Origin of the sequence: Polynucleobacter sp. MWH-UH25E (assembly GCF_018687095.1) — a bacterium.
Lineage (GTDB): Bacteria > Pseudomonadota > Gammaproteobacteria > Burkholderiales > Burkholderiaceae > Polynucleobacter.
Map to the genome: position 1 here is coordinate 1,762,655 of NZ_CP061286.1, position 19,308 is coordinate 1,781,962.

Annotated in this window: 18 protein-coding genes; 9 read left to right on the forward strand and 9 right to left on the reverse strand. The window is 46.8% G+C overall.

The genetic code is table 11. From position 1 onward, the window contains the following. Window positions 1-9: 9 nt before the first annotated feature. The 4 genes from nusA to scpB form a co-directional block, all read right to left on the reverse strand. A complete protein-coding gene (nusA, locus tag ICV39_RS09050) occupies window positions 10-1,491 on the reverse strand; it encodes a transcription termination factor NusA (RefSeq protein ID WP_215389758.1) in 1,482 nt (493 codons plus the stop codon). After that, the gene (gene rimP, locus ICV39_RS09055) at window positions 1,488-1,979 is read right to left on the reverse strand and encodes a ribosome maturation factor RimP (protein WP_215389759.1); all 492 of its coding nucleotides are present in this window, start codon (window positions 1,977-1,979) and stop codon (window positions 1,488-1,490) included. Before rimP ends, nusA begins: the two co-directional genes overlap by 4 nt. 184 nt (window positions 1,980-2,163) lie before the next feature. Beyond that, complete coding sequence (gene rluB, locus ICV39_RS09060; RefSeq protein WP_215389760.1) at window positions 2,164-3,921, reverse strand: 23S rRNA pseudouridine(2605) synthase RluB; 1,758 nt, start codon at window positions 3,919-3,921, stop codon at window positions 2,164-2,166. A gap of 6 nt (window positions 3,922-3,927) precedes the next feature. After that, window positions 3,928-4,671, reverse strand: a complete 744-nt coding sequence (scpB, locus tag ICV39_RS09065) for an SMC-Scp complex subunit ScpB (protein ID WP_215389761.1) — start codon at window positions 4,669-4,671, stop codon at window positions 3,928-3,930. 184 nt (window positions 4,672-4,855) lie between these two features. Here scpB and ICV39_RS09070 point away from each other — a divergent pair, with 184 nt between their 5' ends. From ICV39_RS09070 to ICV39_RS09080, 3 genes are all read left to right on the forward strand, one after another. After that, a complete protein-coding gene (locus ICV39_RS09070; RefSeq protein ID WP_215389762.1) occupies window positions 4,856-5,752 on the forward strand; it encodes a patatin-like phospholipase family protein in 897 nt (298 codons plus the stop codon). A gap of 88 nt (window positions 5,753-5,840) precedes the next feature. After that, a complete protein-coding gene (locus tag ICV39_RS09075) occupies window positions 5,841-6,110 on the forward strand; it encodes a BrnT family toxin (RefSeq protein ID WP_215389763.1) in 270 nt (89 codons plus the stop codon). Next, window positions 6,094-6,366: a BrnA antitoxin family protein gene (locus ICV39_RS09080; RefSeq protein ID WP_215389764.1), complete on the forward strand. Its 273-nt coding sequence runs from the start codon at window positions 6,094-6,096 to the stop codon at window positions 6,364-6,366. The genes ICV39_RS09075 and ICV39_RS09080 overlap by 17 nt, the downstream gene beginning before the upstream one ends. Before the next feature lie 17 nt (window positions 6,367-6,383). Here the strand turns inward: ICV39_RS09080 and ICV39_RS09085 are convergent, their stop codons facing one another. From ICV39_RS09085 to ICV39_RS09105, 5 genes are all read right to left on the reverse strand, one after another. Next, on the reverse strand, window positions 6,384-7,037 hold the full coding sequence (locus ICV39_RS09085; RefSeq protein ID WP_215389765.1) for a C40 family peptidase: 654 nt from the start codon (window positions 7,035-7,037) through the stop codon (window positions 6,384-6,386). 157 nt (window positions 7,038-7,194) lie between these two features. Next, window positions 7,195-8,841, reverse strand: a complete 1,647-nt coding sequence (locus ICV39_RS09090; RefSeq protein WP_215389766.1) for an ABC transporter ATP-binding protein — start codon at window positions 8,839-8,841, stop codon at window positions 7,195-7,197. Further along, complete coding sequence (locus tag ICV39_RS09095; RefSeq protein WP_215389767.1) at window positions 8,838-9,863, reverse strand: ABC transporter permease; 1,026 nt, start codon at window positions 9,861-9,863, stop codon at window positions 8,838-8,840. Before ICV39_RS09095 ends, ICV39_RS09090 begins: the two co-directional genes overlap by 4 nt. After that, window positions 9,860-10,930, reverse strand: coding sequence for a microcin C ABC transporter permease YejB (locus ICV39_RS09100; protein WP_215390970.1), 1,071 nt, complete (start codon window positions 10,928-10,930; stop codon window positions 9,860-9,862). Before ICV39_RS09100 ends, ICV39_RS09095 begins: the two co-directional genes overlap by 4 nt. A gap of 11 nt (window positions 10,931-10,941) precedes the next feature. After that, on the reverse strand, window positions 10,942-12,828 hold the full coding sequence (locus tag ICV39_RS09105) for an extracellular solute-binding protein (protein ID WP_215389768.1): 1,887 nt from the start codon (window positions 12,826-12,828) through the stop codon (window positions 10,942-10,944). A gap of 53 nt (window positions 12,829-12,881) precedes the next feature. On the opposite strand from ICV39_RS09105, the gene fabI reads away from it, so the two are divergent. The 6 genes from fabI (at window position 12,882) to ICV39_RS09135 (ending at window position 19,270) form a co-directional block, all read left to right on the forward strand. Continuing rightward, window positions 12,882-13,667 carry an enoyl-ACP reductase FabI gene (gene fabI / locus ICV39_RS09110; RefSeq protein WP_215389769.1) on the forward strand — a complete coding sequence of 262 codons (786 nt, stop codon included), beginning with the start codon at window positions 12,882-12,884 and terminating at the stop codon, window positions 13,665-13,667. Continuing rightward, entirely contained in the window at window positions 13,664-15,001 is a 1,338-nt protein-coding gene (gene chrA, locus ICV39_RS09115) for a chromate efflux transporter (RefSeq protein WP_215389770.1), read from the forward strand. Before fabI ends, chrA begins: the two co-directional genes overlap by 4 nt. 35 nt (window positions 15,002-15,036) lie before the next feature. Then, window positions 15,037-15,921, forward strand: coding sequence for a MaoC family dehydratase N-terminal domain-containing protein (locus ICV39_RS09120; RefSeq protein WP_215389771.1), 885 nt, complete (start codon window positions 15,037-15,039; stop codon window positions 15,919-15,921). A 22-nt stretch (window positions 15,922-15,943) separates the two neighbouring features. Next, on the forward strand, window positions 15,944-17,320 hold the full coding sequence (locus tag ICV39_RS09125; RefSeq protein ID WP_215389772.1) for an MmgE/PrpD family protein: 1,377 nt from the start codon (window positions 15,944-15,946) through the stop codon (window positions 17,318-17,320). A 24-nt stretch (window positions 17,321-17,344) separates the two neighbouring features. After that, on the forward strand, window positions 17,345-18,190 hold the full coding sequence (locus tag ICV39_RS09130) for a CoA ester lyase (protein ID WP_215389773.1): 846 nt from the start codon (window positions 17,345-17,347) through the stop codon (window positions 18,188-18,190). Between the two features lie 90 nt (window positions 18,191-18,280). Next, window positions 18,281-19,270 carry a tripartite tricarboxylate transporter substrate binding protein BugD gene (locus ICV39_RS09135; RefSeq protein WP_215389774.1) on the forward strand — a complete coding sequence of 330 codons (990 nt, stop codon included), beginning with the start codon at window positions 18,281-18,283 and terminating at the stop codon, window positions 19,268-19,270. The last annotated feature ends 38 nt before the right edge of the window (window positions 19,271-19,308 follow it).

Here is a 19,308-nt window from a genome sequence, read left to right on the forward strand (position 1 = left end):
TACTTCCTCTCATGAAGTAAACCAATGTTCGCGCGCTTTCATGATGAGCGTTTTCGCAGTTTCTTCGTCAATTTGTGTTGCCTCAACTAGCTCATCAACAGCCAGTTCAGCGAGGTCATCACGGGTGTGCACTTGATTGTCGGCAAGCTTAGCGATCAATTCGGGAGTCATGCCTTCCAATGAGCGCAGATCTTGAGACACTTCGCCAATACGCTCTTCTTTCGCCAATTCCATCGTTAACAAGGAATCGCGAGCGCGGGTACGCAACTCATTTACAGTGTCTTCATCGAACGAATCGATTTCTAACATTTCAGATAGCGGCACATAAGCCACTTCTTCTAATGTATTGAAACCTTCCTCGATCAAGATATCAGCCACTTCTTGATCAACGTCCAACTTATCCATAAACAACTGACGTACAGATGAGGCTTCTTTTTCCGTCTTCTCTGCAGACTCTTCAGGAGTCATGATGTTGATCTGCCAGCCAGTCAAATCGCTCGCCAAACGAACGTTTTGACCGCTACGGCCAATCGCGATTGCCAAATTCTCTTCGTCAACTACTACATCCATCGCGTGACGCTCTTCATCAACCACGATAGAAGATACTTGCGCTGGAGCCAAAGCACCAATTACAAATTGCGCTGGATCTTCTGACCACAGAACGATATCTACTGCTTCGCCAGCAACTTCGTTGCGCACCGCAGTAACACGAGTACCACGAACACCTACGCAAGTACCAATTGGATCGATACGCTTGTCATAAGTGATGACAGCAATCTTCGCGCGTACGCCTGGATCGCGTGCAGCACCTTTAATCTCGAGAAGGCCCTGCTCCATCTCTGGAACCTCGTTCTCGAATAATTTAATCAAGAACTCTGGGCAAGTACGAGAAAGTTCAATTTGCGGACCACGTGCTTCACGATCTACTTTCAAGATGTATGCACGTACACGATCGCCAGAACGCAAGTTCTCTTTTGGAATCATTTGGTCGCGACGTAGCAATGCTTCTACACGACCTGATTCAATAATCAAACCATTTTTGTCAGCACGCTTAACAGTACCCGTCATGACTTTCTCGCCACGCTCGAGGTAATCGTTCAAAATTTGCTCGCGCTCAGCATCACGGATGCGTTGCAAAATAACTTGCTTAGCAGCTTGGGCGCCAATACGTCCGAAAGCTAAGGATTCGATCTGCTCTTCAATGTAGTCACCTACTTCGATGTCAGCGATTTGCTCTTTAGCCTCGAATTGCAAGATTTCCTTATCAGGCTCTTGTAGACCAGCTTCATCTGGCACTACCAACCAGCGACGGAAGGTTTCATATTCACCTGAATCACGATCGATCGATACGCGAATATCCACATCTTCGGTTGCATAACGTTTCTTTGTGGCTGATGCCAACGCCATCTCAAGCGCCTCAAACACAATTGCTTGATCAACGTTCTTTTCACGCGCTAGCGCGTCTGCCAACATGAGAACTTCTCGGCTCATGACTTTCTTCCTTTGAAATCAATAACAGGGACCAACCGAGTCTTATCGACCTCGGCTAAAGAAAACTCCAATTGAGACGGCTGACCATCAGCTGCCTCGAACACCAAACCAAATTTCGCATCAGGCGAATCCAACTCGCCACTCAGCAAACCTTGCAACACACCACGAAAATTTTTACGGTTGCCTACAGCAACGCGTAACTTCAAATCTACTTCCATGCCAGCGAAACGCTCAAAATCCGCAGCACTCTTCACCGGACGATCCAAACCTGGAGAAGAGATTTCCAAGCGCTCGTAAGGAATGTTTTCAACGGGCAAGGTGTAGCTCAGTTGATGGCTCACCTTTTCACAATCCATCACCGTGATCAATCGTTCGTAGTCAGGGTTTTCAATTGTGACGCGCAGCAGTCCACCGGCTTCACGCTCGATATCCACCAGCGTATAACCCAGGTTTTCCAACTCTGCAGCAATGATCTGCTGATCTCTCACAACTTCCCTTCAAACTAAAACGGCAAAAAAAAATGGGCTTCAAAGCCCATATTCTCGAAATTCAGAACAGGCCGACTTACGTTGATCGCAACATCAGTCGGTAACAACACTTGCAACTATTTGTGTTGCAAGACCCAAATTGTAGCGGATTTTTGAAGGGATTTCTAGGGAAAACTGTTAAAAATCAGAAGCTTTCGCCAGGATTTCGAGGCTTTCTAGGCCCTTTATGAAAGGGTATTTTACCTTTTGGCGCACCCCTTTTAGGGCTGTTACCTGGATTTTGGGGGTTTCCAGTGACAAAAGCGGATTGGCCGTGATGCACCTTTTTGCCTTTATTTCGACCTTGGCCATTACCACCCTGGCCGCCTTGACCGGGTCTGCCACCCTGAGTACGACCTCGGAATGGCCCGCGTCCATCTCCAGAGCCACCAGATTTAGCATTCTTGCCCTGATGGGTCATGCCATGGTGGCCACTAGCCAAAGTTAAGGCATCGCGTGAGCCCCAATAAGAAACTGAGGTTTGCATTGGATCAGGCTGGAAATCTGCACCCTCAGGATTACGGCTTTGACCACCTGAGTTGGGATTGCGGCCCTTATCTTGAGGTTGTGGCATTTTTAGGCCGGCAGACTTCATCAAGTTATAGATACCACCAGCCTCTACCTCTTCCCACTTGCCGCGACGTAAGCGAGGCGGCAATAAGAACATACCGTAACGAGTTCGAATCAAGCGAGAAACAGTATGACCCACCGCCTCAAACATACGACGCACTTCACGATTGCGACCCTCAGTCAATGCAACGTGATACCAACGATTGGCGCCATCGCCACCACCCATTGATAAGCGCAAAAATCGTGCTTGCCCATCGTCAAGCTTGATACCGCTCTTCAGTTGCGCAGTATTGTCCTGACTCAATTCACCCAAGATACGTACAGCGTACTCACGCTCAACTCCATAACGTGGGTGCATTAAACGATTTGCTAATTCACCAGAAGTTGTAAATAACAACAAGCCTTCTGTATTAAAGTCTAAGCGCCCTACCGCAATCCAACGGCCTTGGCGAGGCTTTGGCAAACGATCAAATACGGTTGGACGACCCTCAGGATCTGACTGACTGACGATTTCACCAGCAGGCTTGTGATACAAAATCACGCGCGGCGGTTTTGTCTGAATCTTGCGATGAACTTGTTTGCCATTAATGCGCACTTGATCTGTTGGCCCAATGCGTTGTCCGATATGCGCAGGCAAACCATTGACTGACACACGACCCTGAATAATCAAATCTTCCATGTCGCGGCGTGAGCCCATGCCAGCATCAGCTAGCACCTTGTGTAACTTAACCGTATCTTCGTCTTCTGCTTCGTCGTCCAATCCATCAAGATCAGACCAAACTTCATCACGTAAGCTCAAAGGCAATTCGTCAATATTGGCAAATTGCAAACTACTCATCTCTTCTTCTGTAGGCGCATCAGAGTCTTCATCCTCGCGCGAACGTTGTGCGCGCTGAGCGCGACGCTCTGCTCCGGTCTGATGCGAGATTTCAATCTCGTTCAAACCTTCGGGATTCTTTACCTCCACTACCTCTGGCGCATCTAATGCTGCATCAAATTCACCAGACACTACGGAAGCGAATAAGGCCTCTGCTTCTGCTGGATTAGGGGCGAACTTAGAACCTTGATTACCGGCACCTTCCCGTGGACCGTTTTGTTGATCTCCTTCACGACCATCACGACGCTGTTTATCTTTATTGAATGGGCGCTTCTTGTTAAAAGGGTGCTTACCCGTTCCTGCGCGTCGCGGATGACGTGGGCCCCGGTCTTCACGCGAGCTGCGCTCACCATTCTCCGATTGATCAATACCTGCCTGTGAGGGCTGATGATCGGTATGGTTTGAAGCTGCTGCGGGAACTGCTGAGGTTGAATCGTTTTCGTTAGAACTTGTCATTACAAATTATTTTGTTTCGTCTGCTTGCTCGTCAGACTCAGGGGTGATTGATTCTGTAGTTTCTTCAGTAGCTTCTTCTGTCACTTCTGGAGTTGTTTCTTCTGCTGCATCTTCTACAGCCTCTTCACCGGCTTCTGAGCTTTCAGCAACAATAGCTTCTTCGATGACTACCGTCTCTACTGTTGCGCTTGGATCAAACTCAATGACTGCTTGGCCCAACTGTTCAGCAGCGGCCATTGGCGCAGCGTCCTCCAAGACTGGCAAGCTTTGTAAGTTGGTGAGACTCAAATCATCTAAAAATTGTTTAGTGGTGGCGTATAAGCCGGGGCGACCAACAGTGTCTTTATGACCAATCACCTCTACCCAGCCACGGTCTTCCAATTGCTTCATTACGTTGCTGCTAACAGCAACGCCACGAATCTCTTCAATCTCGCCACGGGTTACTGGTTGACGGTAAGCAATAATTGCCAAGGTTTCCAGCACGGCACGTGAGTACTTAGGTGGCTTCTCTGGTGTAAGGCGATCTAAATACTCGCGCATAGACAAACGACTTTGGAAGCGCCAGCCAGTAGCGATATGCACCAGCTCCATACCCTTGTCATCCCAAGCGCGTTGTAACTCCACGAGCGCCTCATCAATATCTGCCGTAGTGATGTCTTCTACAAATAGACGTGACAGGTCAGCTACAGTGAGTGGCTCTTGTGCACACAGAAGAGCTGTTTCGATAACGCGCTTGTTATGATCGTCCATAAAAATTGGGCTATCAGGAATATCCTGAGTAGACTCTTGTAAATGTATTTCAGTAATGAGTTGGGTGTTTTCTAGCGACTACGGACAATCCATCTGATTTCTAGTTTGGGAATTGCCCGCGCTGCACGAAGTCTTTTTCGTTCACCGTGGACCCATTATAAGGTAGGCTCAATACAATAGCCAAATGCACCCGATTTCATCAAAAACCTTGATCTCTCCCAGCCGCCGTCAAGCACTAGGCCTTGGAATTGCCTCCCTTTTAAGCATGGGCGGCCTTAGCTCATGCGGTCTCGTAGGTTCAAAAAAGCCAGTTATTGGACTAGTTTTGGGAGCTGGCGCCGCCAGAGGCTTTGCGCATGTGGGCGTCATCAAAGCGCTCGAAGCACAAGGCATTCGACCCGATATCGTCGTTGGCAGTAGTGCTGGCAGTGTTATTGCCGCCCTACTCGCTTCCGGTGCCACTGGAAATGACCTCAATCGACTTGCCCTAAATCTAGATGAAGCAACTATTGCTGATTGGGGCTTACCGTTTGCAGGACGTTTCGGTGGACTTATTAAAGGCGACGCCCTGCAAAACATGATTAATCGTGAAGTGCAGAACAAATCTATTGAACAAATGCGCATTCCACTGGGAATCGTTGCAACAGAATTGCAATCAGGCAAAGGCGTGCTGTTTCGCACCGGAAATACTGGCCAAGCTGTTCGCGCATCTTGCAGCATCCCTGGAGTATTTCAGCCAACCGTCATTGGTGGAAAAGAATATATCGATGGCGGTTTAGTGGCCCCGGTACCAGTGAGTTATGCAAGACAAATGGGGGCGACACTAGTAATTGCAGTCAATATCTCTTCTGAACCTGTTCATCAAGATGCGAGCGGCACATTTGGAGTACTCCAGCAAACGATCTCAATCATGCAAAGAAGCATCAATCAGTTTGAATTAAAAAGTGCGGATATCGTCATCGCACCACATCTAAAACAAATGGGTGGTAGTGACTTTAAGTCCCGAAATGCCGCGATTCTTGCTGGCGAAGTGGCCACACAAGAACAAATGGGGTTAATTAAGGAAAAGTTAAAAAATTAACATTAACCCCGCTAAGTTACTGAAGTAAATCACCTTTTCGACAACATGGTATAGTTCCATCTATCTAATTGTATTTACAATTAGATAGATGGAGATTAGCTATGACCACACAAAAAACAATCAAAACATCCAAGAGCGAAAGCTCTCATTTGATCGAGTTGTGGATTTTGATTTTGAGTCTGCAAATTTCACCATCGATAACAGAAAGAACTATGGGGAAATTCGAAGATGTGCAATCGGCTTACTTGATGGAAGATTGCACGTCCTAGTCTTTACCGAAACTGATAAAGGCATTCGTGTGATTAGCTTCAGAAAAGCAAACAAACGCGAGATGGGAATATATGAACAAAAAAGTTAATGTTGTTGAAGATGATTTTGAGTGGACAGATACTGAATTCAAGCATTCAGTAAAGATCAATTCGCTTCCTAAAACTTTACAATCCAAGATTGCATCAAGAAAAGTTCGAGGCCCTCAAAAAAATCCAACCAAAGTATCAACAACAATTCGACTCTCGAGTGAAGTGATTTCATCTTTTAAAGCTACTGGTTCTGGCTGGCAAACAAAAATAGATTTGGCTTTAAAACAGTGGCTTGAGGAGCACAAGCTCACGTGAGAAGCTTGGCTATAAAACTACAGGCTGCGGGACTTACGCTTGAGATTTTTAACTTCGTTCAACAACTCTTGACGCTCGCTTTCGTCCAAGTTATCACTACCGTCAAGGCGACGTGCACCATCAAAACGTTTATCCCAGTAGAGACTACCAAGATCATCTACGCGCACGCTAGTGCCCTTCGATGGTGAATGGATAAATTTGTTATCCCCAACATAAATGCCCACATGAGAAAACGTCAGGCGCATCGTATTGAAAAACACGAGATCGCCTGGTTGCAATTCTTCGCGACTAATGGGCTTACCAACACGACTCATTTGTGTGGACTTGCGTGGCAATAAAAAACCTAACTTGTCTTTGAACACATAACCAACAAAGCTACTACCATCCAATCCAGACTGAGGTAACTCTGTGTCCCAGCGATAACGCACGCCAATGACTTCCATGGCGCGGTTAATTAACTCTTCAGATTTTCCGGTGACGGTGTCCGCAAAACGATCAGACACTTTAGCAATGTAAGCCTTACCGGCTTGAAACATGCTTTCCTTGGGAACCGCTGTTTCCGCAACCGCAGGAAGATCTGCAGGTGCATCAGCCGCATACACCATGAAAGGCGCGCTCAGGCCAAGAATGAGGCCTAAGCATTGCGAAAGAAGCACTTTTTTGAATGACATCGGGTCAGTTTAACAAATAAACATCAATTAACCAAGTTGAGGTATGTCTCTTAATTTGTTGTTTTTATTAGATTTTTTGTATTTAAGTATCATTCTCGGGGGAAATTTGCACCAAAACAGCCCATGAATTACCCGTCTAAAGCGGGAATAAAACTTTCTAGGTCAGCTCAGCGGCAGCAAAAAGCTCTTTGGTGTAGACCTGCCTTGGATGCTTAATCATGGTTTCGGTATCCCCGAATTCCACCACTCTGCCTTCCTTAAGAACCATCACCTCGTGAGACATAGCTCGAATGACTGCCAAGTCATGGCTAATCATGAGGTAGGCCAAGTTGTATTTCTTTTGCAGCTCAGAAAGTAAAGCGAGCACCTGTTTTTGAATTGAAACATCTAGCGCCGAGGTGGGCTCATCTAAGACCAAAATTTGTGGGCGCAAAATGAGCGCACGTGCAATCGCAATTCTCTGACGCTGCCCGCCAGAAAACTCGTGTGGGTAGCGATGCAGTGCTGAGCGATCGAGCCCTACTTCTTTGAGCATATCCACCACTCGAGATTCTCTCTCTGTGGCAGATAGATTTGGGTGATGCACGTCCAAACCTTCGGCAATGATTTGCAACACACTCATCCGCGGAGAAAGTGAACCAAATGGATCCTGAAAGATCACTTGCAAGCTAGCACGCATTGCTCTGCGCTCAACTGGTTTTAATAACTGCCAATCTTTACCGAGCACATCCACATTGCTAGAGACTTGAGCAGCAGAGTCGCCCAGCAAGCCAAGCACAGCCATGCCAAGCGTGGTCTTACCAGACCCAGATTCACCGATAACGCCAATCGTTTGACCCTGCTTTAATTCAAAGCTCACCTTCTTTAACACCTTGTGTGGAGGAGCCTTTTTAAACCAGCCAACCGCTTCAGAACTTGGATAAGCAACTGATAATTCTTCAGTCTTTAATAAAACTGGAGCTAAAGGCATCACAGGCGCAAGATTGCGAACGGGCTCGCTATTAACTAAGGCGCGAGTATAGGGATCGACTGTATGCTCGAATACTTGTTTGGTTGTGCCAACCTCAATTAAATTTCCTTGATTTAAAACAGCCACGCGCTGTGCAAAATGCTTTACTAAGTTGAGGTCATGAGTAATTAGCAAAATACTCATGCCACCATACTCTTTAGATTCTTGCTGTAACTCTTTTAAGAGATCCAGAATTTGCATCCGCAAACTCACATCTAATGCAGTTGTGGGCTCATCGGCAATAAGCAATCTTGGCTTACACGCTAAAGCCATCGCAATCATGGCGCGTTGGCGCTGCCCACCGGATAATTGATGCGGATAAGAATGAAAACGGCGCTCAGGCTCTGGAATGCCCGTCTTTTTCAGTAAATCAATCGCAGCATCAATTGCATCTGCCTTTGAAATCAAGGGCTGATCAATCTGTACCGCTTCGATAATTTGATTACCAATTGTGAATAGCGGATTTAAGGCTGTCATTGGCTCCTGGAAAATCATGGCGATCTCACGCCCACGGATCTCCCGAATATCTTCAATCGACATTGAGAGGAGATCAACCTCCCCTTGCCCTTCACTCGTATCACGCCGCTTCCACAAAATTTTTCCACTTACCTTGGCTCCTTCGGGCTCTAATCTGAGAGGCGCCAACGCAGTCAGTGTTTTTCCAGAGCCGGATTCACCAACTAGAGCTAATCGCTCGCCAACACCAATATCGAGATCAAGTTGATTAACAGCAAACTTTTCACGGCGCCCTGATCCAAAGGAAATAGAAAGATTTTGATAGCGCAACAGACTCATGAACGACCCCCGCTCATCAACCCAGCTTTACGTGAGTCATAAGCATCACGCAGTGCCTCACCCATAAAAGTCAACAGCAACAAGGTGCTGACTAACACCACAAAGGTAGATAAGGAAATCCACCAAGCATCTAGGTTTCCTTTGCCTTGCGAAAGTAGCTCGCCCAAGCTAGGCGTACCTGGAGGAACACCCAGCCCCAGAAAATCAAGGCTGGTGAGAGACAAAATTGCGGCGCTCATGCGAAATGGCAAGAAAGTAATGACCGGTGTCAAACTATTCGGCAGAATGTGGCGCCACATAATTTGCACATTGGTCAAGCCAAGCGCTCTTGCGGCGCGCACATACTCTAAGGCGCGGTTACGGAAGAACTCAGCTCGCACATAGTCTGATAAGCCCATCCATCCAAATGCAGCCAACAGAAGAATTAACAACAAAACACTTGGATGAAAGATGGAAGCAAAAATAATCAGGAGATACAACTCTGGCATTGCCGACCAAATCTCAATCAAGCGCTGAGAAATCAAGTCAAACTTACCGCCAAAAAATCCCATTAAAGATCCAGTGATGACACCAACAGTAACACCCACAATGGTCAACGCTAGACCAAAGAGAATCGACAAGCGGAATCCGTAGATTAGACGAGACAAAACATCGCGCCCCCGGTCATCAGTCCCCAGCCAGTTCTGCCATGAAGGTGGAGCTGGATTTGGTGAAGGCGCAAAGTAATTCAGCGTCTCGTAGCTATATTGAATCGGCGGATAGATCGCCCAATTTCCACCGCTGGTGATGTTGTGACGAATATCAGGATCCAAAAAGTCTGTTGGGGTCGCAAAGTCACCACCAAAAACGGTTTCGGGCTGGCTCTTCACAATCGGAAAATAAAAATGTCCGTCATAACGAACGACTAAAGGCTTATCGTTCGCAATTAATTCGGCACATAGGGATAAACCAAAAAGGCCAAGGAAAATCCACAGACTGAAGTAGCCACGTCGATTTGTCTTAAAGCGTTGCCAACGACTCATGACCCTCCTCCCGAACCAAACTGGATGCGAGGATCAACATAGACATAGCAAAGATCAGAAATCAGCTTGGTAAATAAACCAATCAATGTGAATAAGTAAAGGGTTCCGAATACAACGGGATAATCGCGACGCATGACTGACTCGTAAGAAAGCAAGCCCAGCCCATCCAAAGAAAACAGGGTTTCAATCAATAAAGACCCAGTAAAGAATGCGCCGATAAATGCAGCAGGAAAGCCCGTTACTAGTGGCAACATCGCATTACGAAAGACATGCTTCCATAGCACTTGCTTCTCGGTTAGACCTTTAGCCCTAGCAGTCAACACATACTGTTTGCGAATCTCTTCCAAGAATGAATTCTTTGTCAACATTGTTACCACAGCAAAGCTGCCCAATACGGATGCTGTAATTGGCAAGACGAGATGCCACAGATAGTCCATAACCTTGCCGATCAGACTCAGTTCGCTCCAGTCATCCGAGGTAAGTCCACGCAAGGGAAATATTTGCAGAAAACTACCGCCGCCAAATATCACCAGCAATAAAACACCCAATACAAATCCTGGAATGGCGTAACCGACCAGAATCATCGTGCTTGTAACGGCATCGAATCGAGATCCATCGCGTACTGCTTTAGCTATACCTAGAGGAATAGATACCAAATAGGTAATAAAGAATGTCCATAAACCAATACTGATGGAGACTGGAAGTTTGGAAACTACTAAACGCCAAACACTTTCGTGCTGGTAATAACTATCACCTAAGTCAAATCGAGCAAATCGACCAAGCATCATGAAGTAGCGCTCAACTGGCGGCTTATCAAAACCATAGAGAGCTTTGACCTCTTCTAAACGCTGTGCATCTATTCCTTGGCGACCACGATAATTTGCGCTTGCACCAGCACCTGAAGATTCACTGCCACCGGTTGCGGCGCCACCTTTTCCTTTAAGTTCAAGCACCATTTGTTCAACTGGCCCACCTGGAACAAATTGCACCACCGCGAATGTAAGCGTTAAAACTCCAAGGAGAGTTGGAATCATTAAAAGTAAACGCTTGAAGATATAAACACGCATTTGAGCTTGCATCACTTACTCTCCTCTTTCCACCAGTTTTGCATAATCCAAGGCTCAGCTTGGTAATACAGCGGTGGCTCTGGGTAACGCATTTCCTTGCGGAAGGCGACACGATGCGTGGGGTTGTACCACTGCGGTACCACGTAATAACTATTCCATAAGACCCGATCGAGCGCTCGAGCAGCCGTTCTTAATTGATCTCGATTCTGGGCTCTCGTAATTTCAGAAACTAGTGCATCGACAACAGGCGATTGAATTCCGATCACGTTATCAGAGCCCTTTTCTTTTGCAGCCTGACTACCAAAGCGATCCCACAACTCACTTCCAGGATTTTGCGAGTCTTGGAAACGCACCGTTGTCATATCAAAATCAAACTCATTCATACGTTTTTGATGAAGCGCAAAGTCACTTGTGCGCACATCTACCTGAATCCCTAATTTTTCAAGATTGCGAATGTAGGCTGAAATAACCCTGAGGAAGAATCCACCATCCTCAACAATCTCAAAGCGAAATGGCTCGCCCTTTTCATTACGCAAAGCACCATCACGATATTGCCAACCCGCATGCATCAATAACTCTCGCGCTTTACGCAAATTTTGGCGCAAGCTGCTTGGTGGCAAGGTGGACGGTGCTGGCGGCATCGGCCCAAACACCGCATCTGGCACCCACTGAGGGTATTGCGCCTTGAGGGACCTCAGTAATTTCAACTCACCTTCAGTTGGCTTACTTGGGCCATCAAAATTCGCACTCAAATCACTATTCGTGAAATAACTATTAATGCGTCCGTATTGGTCAAAAAAGATCTGACGATTGAGCCACTCAAAATCCAATGCCAAACCCAATGCTTGACGAACGCGCGGATCCTGGAAAATAGGTCTGCGAATGTTCATCGCAAAGCCCTGCATGCCTGCGCCATTGTGGTTGATGAATGCCTTCTTCGTCAGTGTGCCATTATCAAACTTTGATCCCACATATCCTTTAGCCCAAATTTTGGCGCGGTACTCTACGATGGCATCGAACTCCCCCGCCTTAAATGCTTCAAGACGAACAGCGTCATCACTGTAGAGTTTGTAAAGCACACGATCGAAGTTGTAAAAACCAACCCGAATATTGAGCGGCTTAGCAAGTTGATCAGCCCAATACTGTGGGTTCTTCTTGTAAACAATCGATTTGCCTGCCTTAAACGATTCTATTAAGTAGGGACCGCTGCCAATGGGAGCCTCGAAGGCAAGCTGCTCAAATGGAATCATGCTGCCATCAGGCTTCTTGCCCCAGTTACGCGAGAAGATTGGAAGTGTTCCAGCCAGAATCGGCAATTCTGAATTGTTATTCTTAAATTCAAAACGCACCAATCGATCAGAGAGGACCACTGCAGATGAAATATCAGCAAAGGTGGTTTTATAACGGGGATGCGCCTTCCCGCTCATCAGCACATCAAAACTGTATTTCACATCCGCCGCTAATATGGGACTGCCATCTGAAAACTTCGCTTCCGGACGAATATGAAACGTAACTGATTTACGATCCTTTGCAACCTCAATGTCATCCGCAAGTAATCCGTAGACACTCGATGTTTCATCGGCACTACCCTCAGCCAAAGACTCAAATATCAACTCAATGCCTGGAGCAGTGACACCACGCAATGTAAACGGGTTGAACTTATCAAAGCTAGTTCTTTGCCCTGGATTGGGCAACACAAGGGTGCCTCCCTTGGGAGCATTGGGATTGACATAGTCAAAATGGGTAAAACCCTCTGGATACTTTGGTTTGCCATACTGAGCAATTCCCTGACCCGCCAATGCCACACCACTCAACGACCCAGTCAGGACGGCTAAGAGCAAGAATTGGGTAAATCTGCCAAATAAGGCAAAGGGGGCAAAAAGGGTTTGGGCTGACATATATGCAACAATTGTAGATAGCAAATCATATTTGAAGAAGCAAAGGACACAACATGGGCTTTCTCGCTGGCAAAAAAATCCTCATTACCGGCCTCCTCTCTAACCGCTCTATCGCCTATGGCATCGCCAAAGCCTGCCATCGTGAAGGTGCCGAGCTTGCTTTTACTTATGTTGGTGAGCGCTTTAAAGACCGCATCGTGGATTTTGCGAAAGAATTTAATTCAGATCTGATTTTTGACTGTGACGTTGGTAGCGATGAGCAAATCTCAGCACTATTTAAGGATTTAGCAAAATCCTGGCCACAGTTTGATGGTTTTGTGCATGCAATCGGCTTTGCGCCACGCGAAGCGATTGCCGGCGACTTTTTGGATGGCCTCTCACGCGAGGGATTCAAGATCGCCCATGACATTTCTGCATACAGCTTTCCAGCAATGGCAAAAGAAGCATTGCCTATGTTGCGCGATAAATCTTCATTACTTACATTGACCTATCTTGGCTCAATGAAGAATGTTCCCAACTACAACACCATGGGTTTGGCTAAAGCATCTCTTGAGGCATCCGTGCGCTACCTCGCAGGTTCTGTTGGACCCAAAGGTATCCGCGCCAACGGCATCTCTGCTGGCCCCATCAAAACCTTGGCGGCCTCTGGCATCAAGGGCTTTGGCAAGATTTTGGAAGCAGTTGAGCAAACTGCCCCACTGCGTCGTAATGTCACGATTGATGATGTTGGCAATACTGCCGCCTTCTTGCTATCCGATTTAGCAAATGGCATTACCGCAGAAATCATTTATGTTGATAACGGCTTTAGCCAAGTGATTGGCGGAATGGAAGAGGCTTGAGCTCCCCCTCAACCATTAGTCTTCGCGAAGCCCTCAAATTTTGGACCAAACTCGGCTTCATTAGTTTCGGGGGACCCGCCGGACAAATCGCAGTTCTGCATCAAGAGTTAGTAGAAAAGCGTCGCTGGATTTCCGAGCGGCGCTTTTTACATGCGCTCAATTACTGCATGCTGTTGCCGGGACCTGAAGCACAGCAACTCGTCACTTATATCGGCTGGCTCATGCATCGCAGCTGGGGTGGCATTTTGGCGGGGAGCTTATTTGTACTACCCTCCCTATTGATATTGATTGCCCTATCTTGGGTTTACATCACCTTTGGCCAAGTGCCGTGGATAGCTGCGATTTTCTTTGGTATTAAACCGGCAGTCACTGCTATCGTCTTGCATGCTGCCGTTCGTATTGGTAAACGGACGATTCACAACAATGCTTTGAAATGGATTGCACTGTGCTCCTTTTTAGCAATCTTTATATTGAACTTATCTTTTCCAATCATTGTGCTGATTGCTGCCACAGTTGGCTATTGGGGTGGTAAACGTTACCCAGAATATTTTCAGCAGTCAGTCCATGGCAATAAAGGTCTTGCGCATTATGGTGCTGCCATGATTGATGACAACACTCCTACGCCACCACATGCGCAATTTCGTATTCAAAAAACTGTGTTGCATAGTTTCGTCGCCCTGTGCTGCTGGCTTATCCCCATCGGAATACTCGGCCTAGCATTTGGATGGAAGACGCTTTACCCCAATATCGCTTGGTTCTTTACTAAGGCTGCGTTCTTAACGTTTGGGGGCGCATACGCGGTATTGCCATATGTTTACCAAGGCGCAGTAGATCACTTCCATTGGTTAAGCGCCAATCAAATGATTGATGGACTTGCTTTAGGAGAAACTACTCCTGGTCCACTCATCATGGTTGTCGCTTTTGTTGGCTATCTTGCGGGTCATATTCAACACTTGATTGGCAATAGCAATCCATTTTGGTATGGTGCCTTGGGTGCAATTGTTGCTACGTGGTTTACCTTCTTACCATCATTCTTTTTCATCTTGGTTGGCGGGCCCCTTGTAGAGTCAACTCACGGCAAACTAGGCTTTACCGCATCGCTGACTGCAATCACTGCTGCCGTTGTCGGGGTCATTGTTAATCTAGGCTTATTTTTTGCCTATCATGTGTTCTTTCCATATGGCATTGGTGGATCTATTTCTTGGATATCCATCCTGATTTGCGCACTAGCCTCTCTTGCCCTATTTAAATACCAAAAAGGTGTAATGACAGTATTGGGTGGCTGCGCCCTTGCTGGCCTCTTAAGTCATCTAGCGAGCGTATTGCTGGGATGATCTAGCGCAATAGCTTTTTTCTTAAGATTGGCATAATGGAAGTTATGCGAATCAAACCCCAAACCATTACCCATCTACAAGAGTGGCTCGGTAAAACCGAGACCCTATCTGACACCGTTACTGCTGCGCCAGTAAGAGCACTATCGGCAACTTTAGATAGACCAGACCCCGAGCCAAGCAAGGGTACTTTTTTGCCTGAGCTATGGCACTGGCTGTATTTCTTGCCGCACGCACGTCAATCAGAAATCGGTCCTGATGGCCATCCTAAGCGCGGTGGATTTTTGCCGCCTGTTCCACTTCCCCGTCGGATGTGGGCGGGCAGTCGCGTGCAGTGGCTGGAACCTTTAGCTGTTGGTGATGAGATTAAACGCGTTTCCAAAATTGAATCTGTGACTCATAAATCCGGCCGCACAGGAGATTTGATTTTCGTATTAGTCAAACATGAAATCTCCAATCAAAAAGGCTTGGCGATTATTGAAGAGCACGACATTGTTTATCGCGATGCTCCTGGACCAGACGACAAACCTGTTGCACCAACGCCTGCGCCAAGCGATGCCAAATGGAGCAAGACAATTACTCCAGACGATGTGTTGTTATTTCGTTACTCTGCACTCACATTCAATGGTCATCGCATTCACTACGACCGCAAATACGTCACTGAAGTAGAAGGCTATCCAGGTCTCATTGTGCATGGGCCTTTGATTGCAACATTGCTTGTAGATCTGGTGCGCCAAAGCATTCCGGGTTGTAAGCTCAAGAGCTTTGAGTTCCGAGCTATTCGCCCAACTTTTGACATCAACATCTTCAAAGTCAGCGCTAAACCTGACTTAGAAAAAGATTCTTCCGGCAAAACGATTGCTATTTGGGCGCAAGACCATGAGGGCTGGCTCACCATGCAAGCAACTGCGGTTCTTGCCTAAAAATCAAATTTGATAACTGAACATGACAACCGAACATTTCTCTCGCGAGCTAGCTGCATTTGCGGCAAACCTCAAGATTTCTGACATTCCCAATGATGTGATTGCTAGAGCCGAAGATCTTTTGGTCGACTGGTTCGGCTCTGCGATTGCCGGTAAAGGCTCTCGCCCAGTTGAAACCATTACCCAGTTTGCAGAGCACATGGGTGGCTTCGATGCCTCTCATGCTGGACCGTCGGAAATTCTAATTACTCGCAAAACATCAAGTCCATTTTTGGCGGCAATGGCAAATGCTGCCGCATCCCATGTTGCTGAACAAGACGATGTACATAACGGCTCCGTGTTTCATCCGGCGACTGTAGTGTTTCCACCAGCGCTAGCTTGTGCTCAAGCAATTGGAGCATCTGGCGAGGATTTGATCGTTGCTGCCGTTGCTGGATATGAAGTGGGTATACGTGTTGGTGAATTTTTAGGTCGTTCACATTACAAAGTGTTTCATACGACAGGTACCGCAGGTACGATCGCTGCTGCGGCAACTGTTGGACGATTACTTAAGCTCAATCCGGTTCAAATGTTGCATGCCTTTGGTTCTGCGGGCACACAATCTGCCGGTCTTTGGGAATTCTTGCGAGACGCCGCCGACTCTAAACAATTACACACAGCTCATGCCGCCTCTACTGGCTTGATGTCTGCTTACATTGCCAAATCTGGCTTTACTGGTGCAGAGCATATTTTGGAAGGCAAGCAAGGTTTAGCTGCTGGAATGTCAAGTGATGCGGTTCCCAGCAAACTGGTTGATGGCTTAGGCACTCGGTGGGCCTTAGCAGAGACAAGCTTCAAATACCACGCCTCATGTCGCCACACCCACCCTGCTGCTGATGCACTACTACAAGTAATGCTTGCACATAAACTCAAGCCTAGTGACATCGCAAAAGTGGAAACTCTGGTTCACCAAGGTGCCATTGATGTTCTAGGCCCTGTGACAGATCCCGCTACTGTTCATCAATCCAAGTTTTCTATGGGTACGGTGCTTGCGTTGATCGCGCATTATCAATTTGCTGGCTTACAAGAATTTGATCAACATTTTCATGATGATGCGATTTGCCTATTCCGTGATCGCGTCACTATGAATCTAGATCCCGAAGTAGATTCTGCTTACCCACAACGCTGGATTGGCAAAGTAAAAGTGCATCTTCAGAATGGACAAATACTTGATGGCCGCGTTGACGAACCTAAAGGAGATCCTGGCAACACCCTCTCCCGCACTGAAATCACCGACAAAGCACTTCGCCTGGCTGCATTTAGTGGCGGGGCAAATCCAAGTGAAATGAAACAAGCAATCGATCTTTTATGGAATATTCGTAAACAACAATCGATTAGCAAGCTCCTACCAAACTCATAATTTCAATTGTCAACTTCTTTCTTTATGAATCCACTCAATACCCCGCTCGGTTTTTGCTCTAACTTCTTATTTGTTCCAGGCACACGCCCAGAGCGTTTTCTGAAAGCATTAGATAGTGGCGCCAGTGGTGTCATATTGGATCTAGAGGATGCGGTAGCAGAAGAAGATAAAGAAACTGCACGCGCTGCCATACGGTCTGCTTGGTCACAGTTTTCAGATGAGCAAAAAAAACGTCTTGTGATTCGCACGAATTCGCCAGGATCAAAATTTTATTCAGCGGATTTAATTCTGGCGCAAGAGTTACAAGTTGCATGCATTCTCATTCCCAAGAGCGAATCTTTAGATCAAATTAATGGTGCAGCTCTCATACTGCCAAACACTGCCATTATTCCGATGATTGAGACTGCTCTTGGCTTACATCACCTTAATGAAATCGCAAACTCCAATCAAGTCTTACGCCTAGCTTTGGGTAACCTGGATTTACAAGCCGATCTTGGGATGATGTGTGACGCGCAAGAGACTGGGCTGCAAACTGCGCGCTACCAAATCGTCCTAGCTTCTCGACTGGCACAAATTACCCCTCCAGTTGATGGGGTTACACCATCCACAGATGATCTACCCCGCATTACCGATGACGCCGAGCGCGCCAAACGCATGGGTTTTGGCGCAAAACTGTGCATCCACCCCAAACAAGTCGCCATTGTTCAGGCAGCCTTTATGCCCACAGAAGAAGAAGTTCATTGGGCTCAAAGGGTCATTGAGGCAGATAAGACCTCCAAGGGTGGCGCCGTGAAATTAGATGGAAAAATGATTGATCGACCAGTGGTTCTATTGGCCAAAAGAACGCTAGCAATTGCTGGTAAACACTAATTTAGAAGCGAACTCTTTTTTGCCAAAAAATGGCAAAATACCCATCCGAGCAGTACCAAAAAATACTATACAACTACGGCGGGACTAATCATGACATTTTATAAATCCTTACTTGCAAGTGCATGCGCGTTTGCTGCAAGCGCTTTCATATCAGGTGGCGTAATGGCTGCTGATGTTTATCCAAATAAACCAGTTACCTTAGTGGTTCCATTTGCTGCAGGCGGCCCTACTGATGCTGTTGCTCGCTTGATTGCTGTTCCCATGGGCAAAGAATTGGGTCAATCTGTCATCGTTGAAAATACCGTTGGTGCTGGCGGAACGATTGCTGCCACTCGCGTGGCTCGCTCTGCTCCAGATGGCTACATGATTTTTATTCACCACATGGGCATGGCTACGGCGCCAGCTTTATACAAAAAACTACCTTTTGACCCAATGAAAGACTTTGAGTACATCGGTCAAGTGGTTGACGTACCTATGGTTCTATTAGGCCGCAAAAACTTCCCACCAAACAACTTTAAAGAACTCGAGGCTTACATCAAAGCTAATAAAGAGAAGGTTACTTTAGCAAACGCAGGTCCAGGTGCTGTTTCACAGTTGTGCGGCCTTTTGTTTATGTCTCGTGAAGGCGTAGAGCTCACAACCGTTCCATACAAAGGCACAGGTCCTGCGTTAACCGACCTTTTGGGTGGACAGGTTGACCTCTTGTGCGATCAAACAACGCAAACTATTCCTTATATTCGCGATGGCCTAGTAAAAACTTACGGCGTCACGACACCAAAACGTCTTGCTGCCCTACCAAATGTTCCTACTTTGGATGAGCAAGGCCTCAAAGGTTTTGAGGTAAAAGTTTGGCATGGTATGTATGTTTCTAAAGGAACCCCTCCAGCTGTTATCAACAAGATCAACAAAGCTCTCAACGTTGCTTTAAACGACCCCGAAGTGAAAGCTCGTTTGGTAGAGTCCAATATTGAAATCGTTCCTCCAGCCAAGAGAACTCCGAATGGCTTAAAGGAGCACCTGGAAGCTGAGATCAATAAATGGGGTCCAGTGATTCGTAAAGCGGGTGCATACGCAGACTAATCCAAGCCCCGGTGCAATTAAAAAGCCAGCTAAGCAAT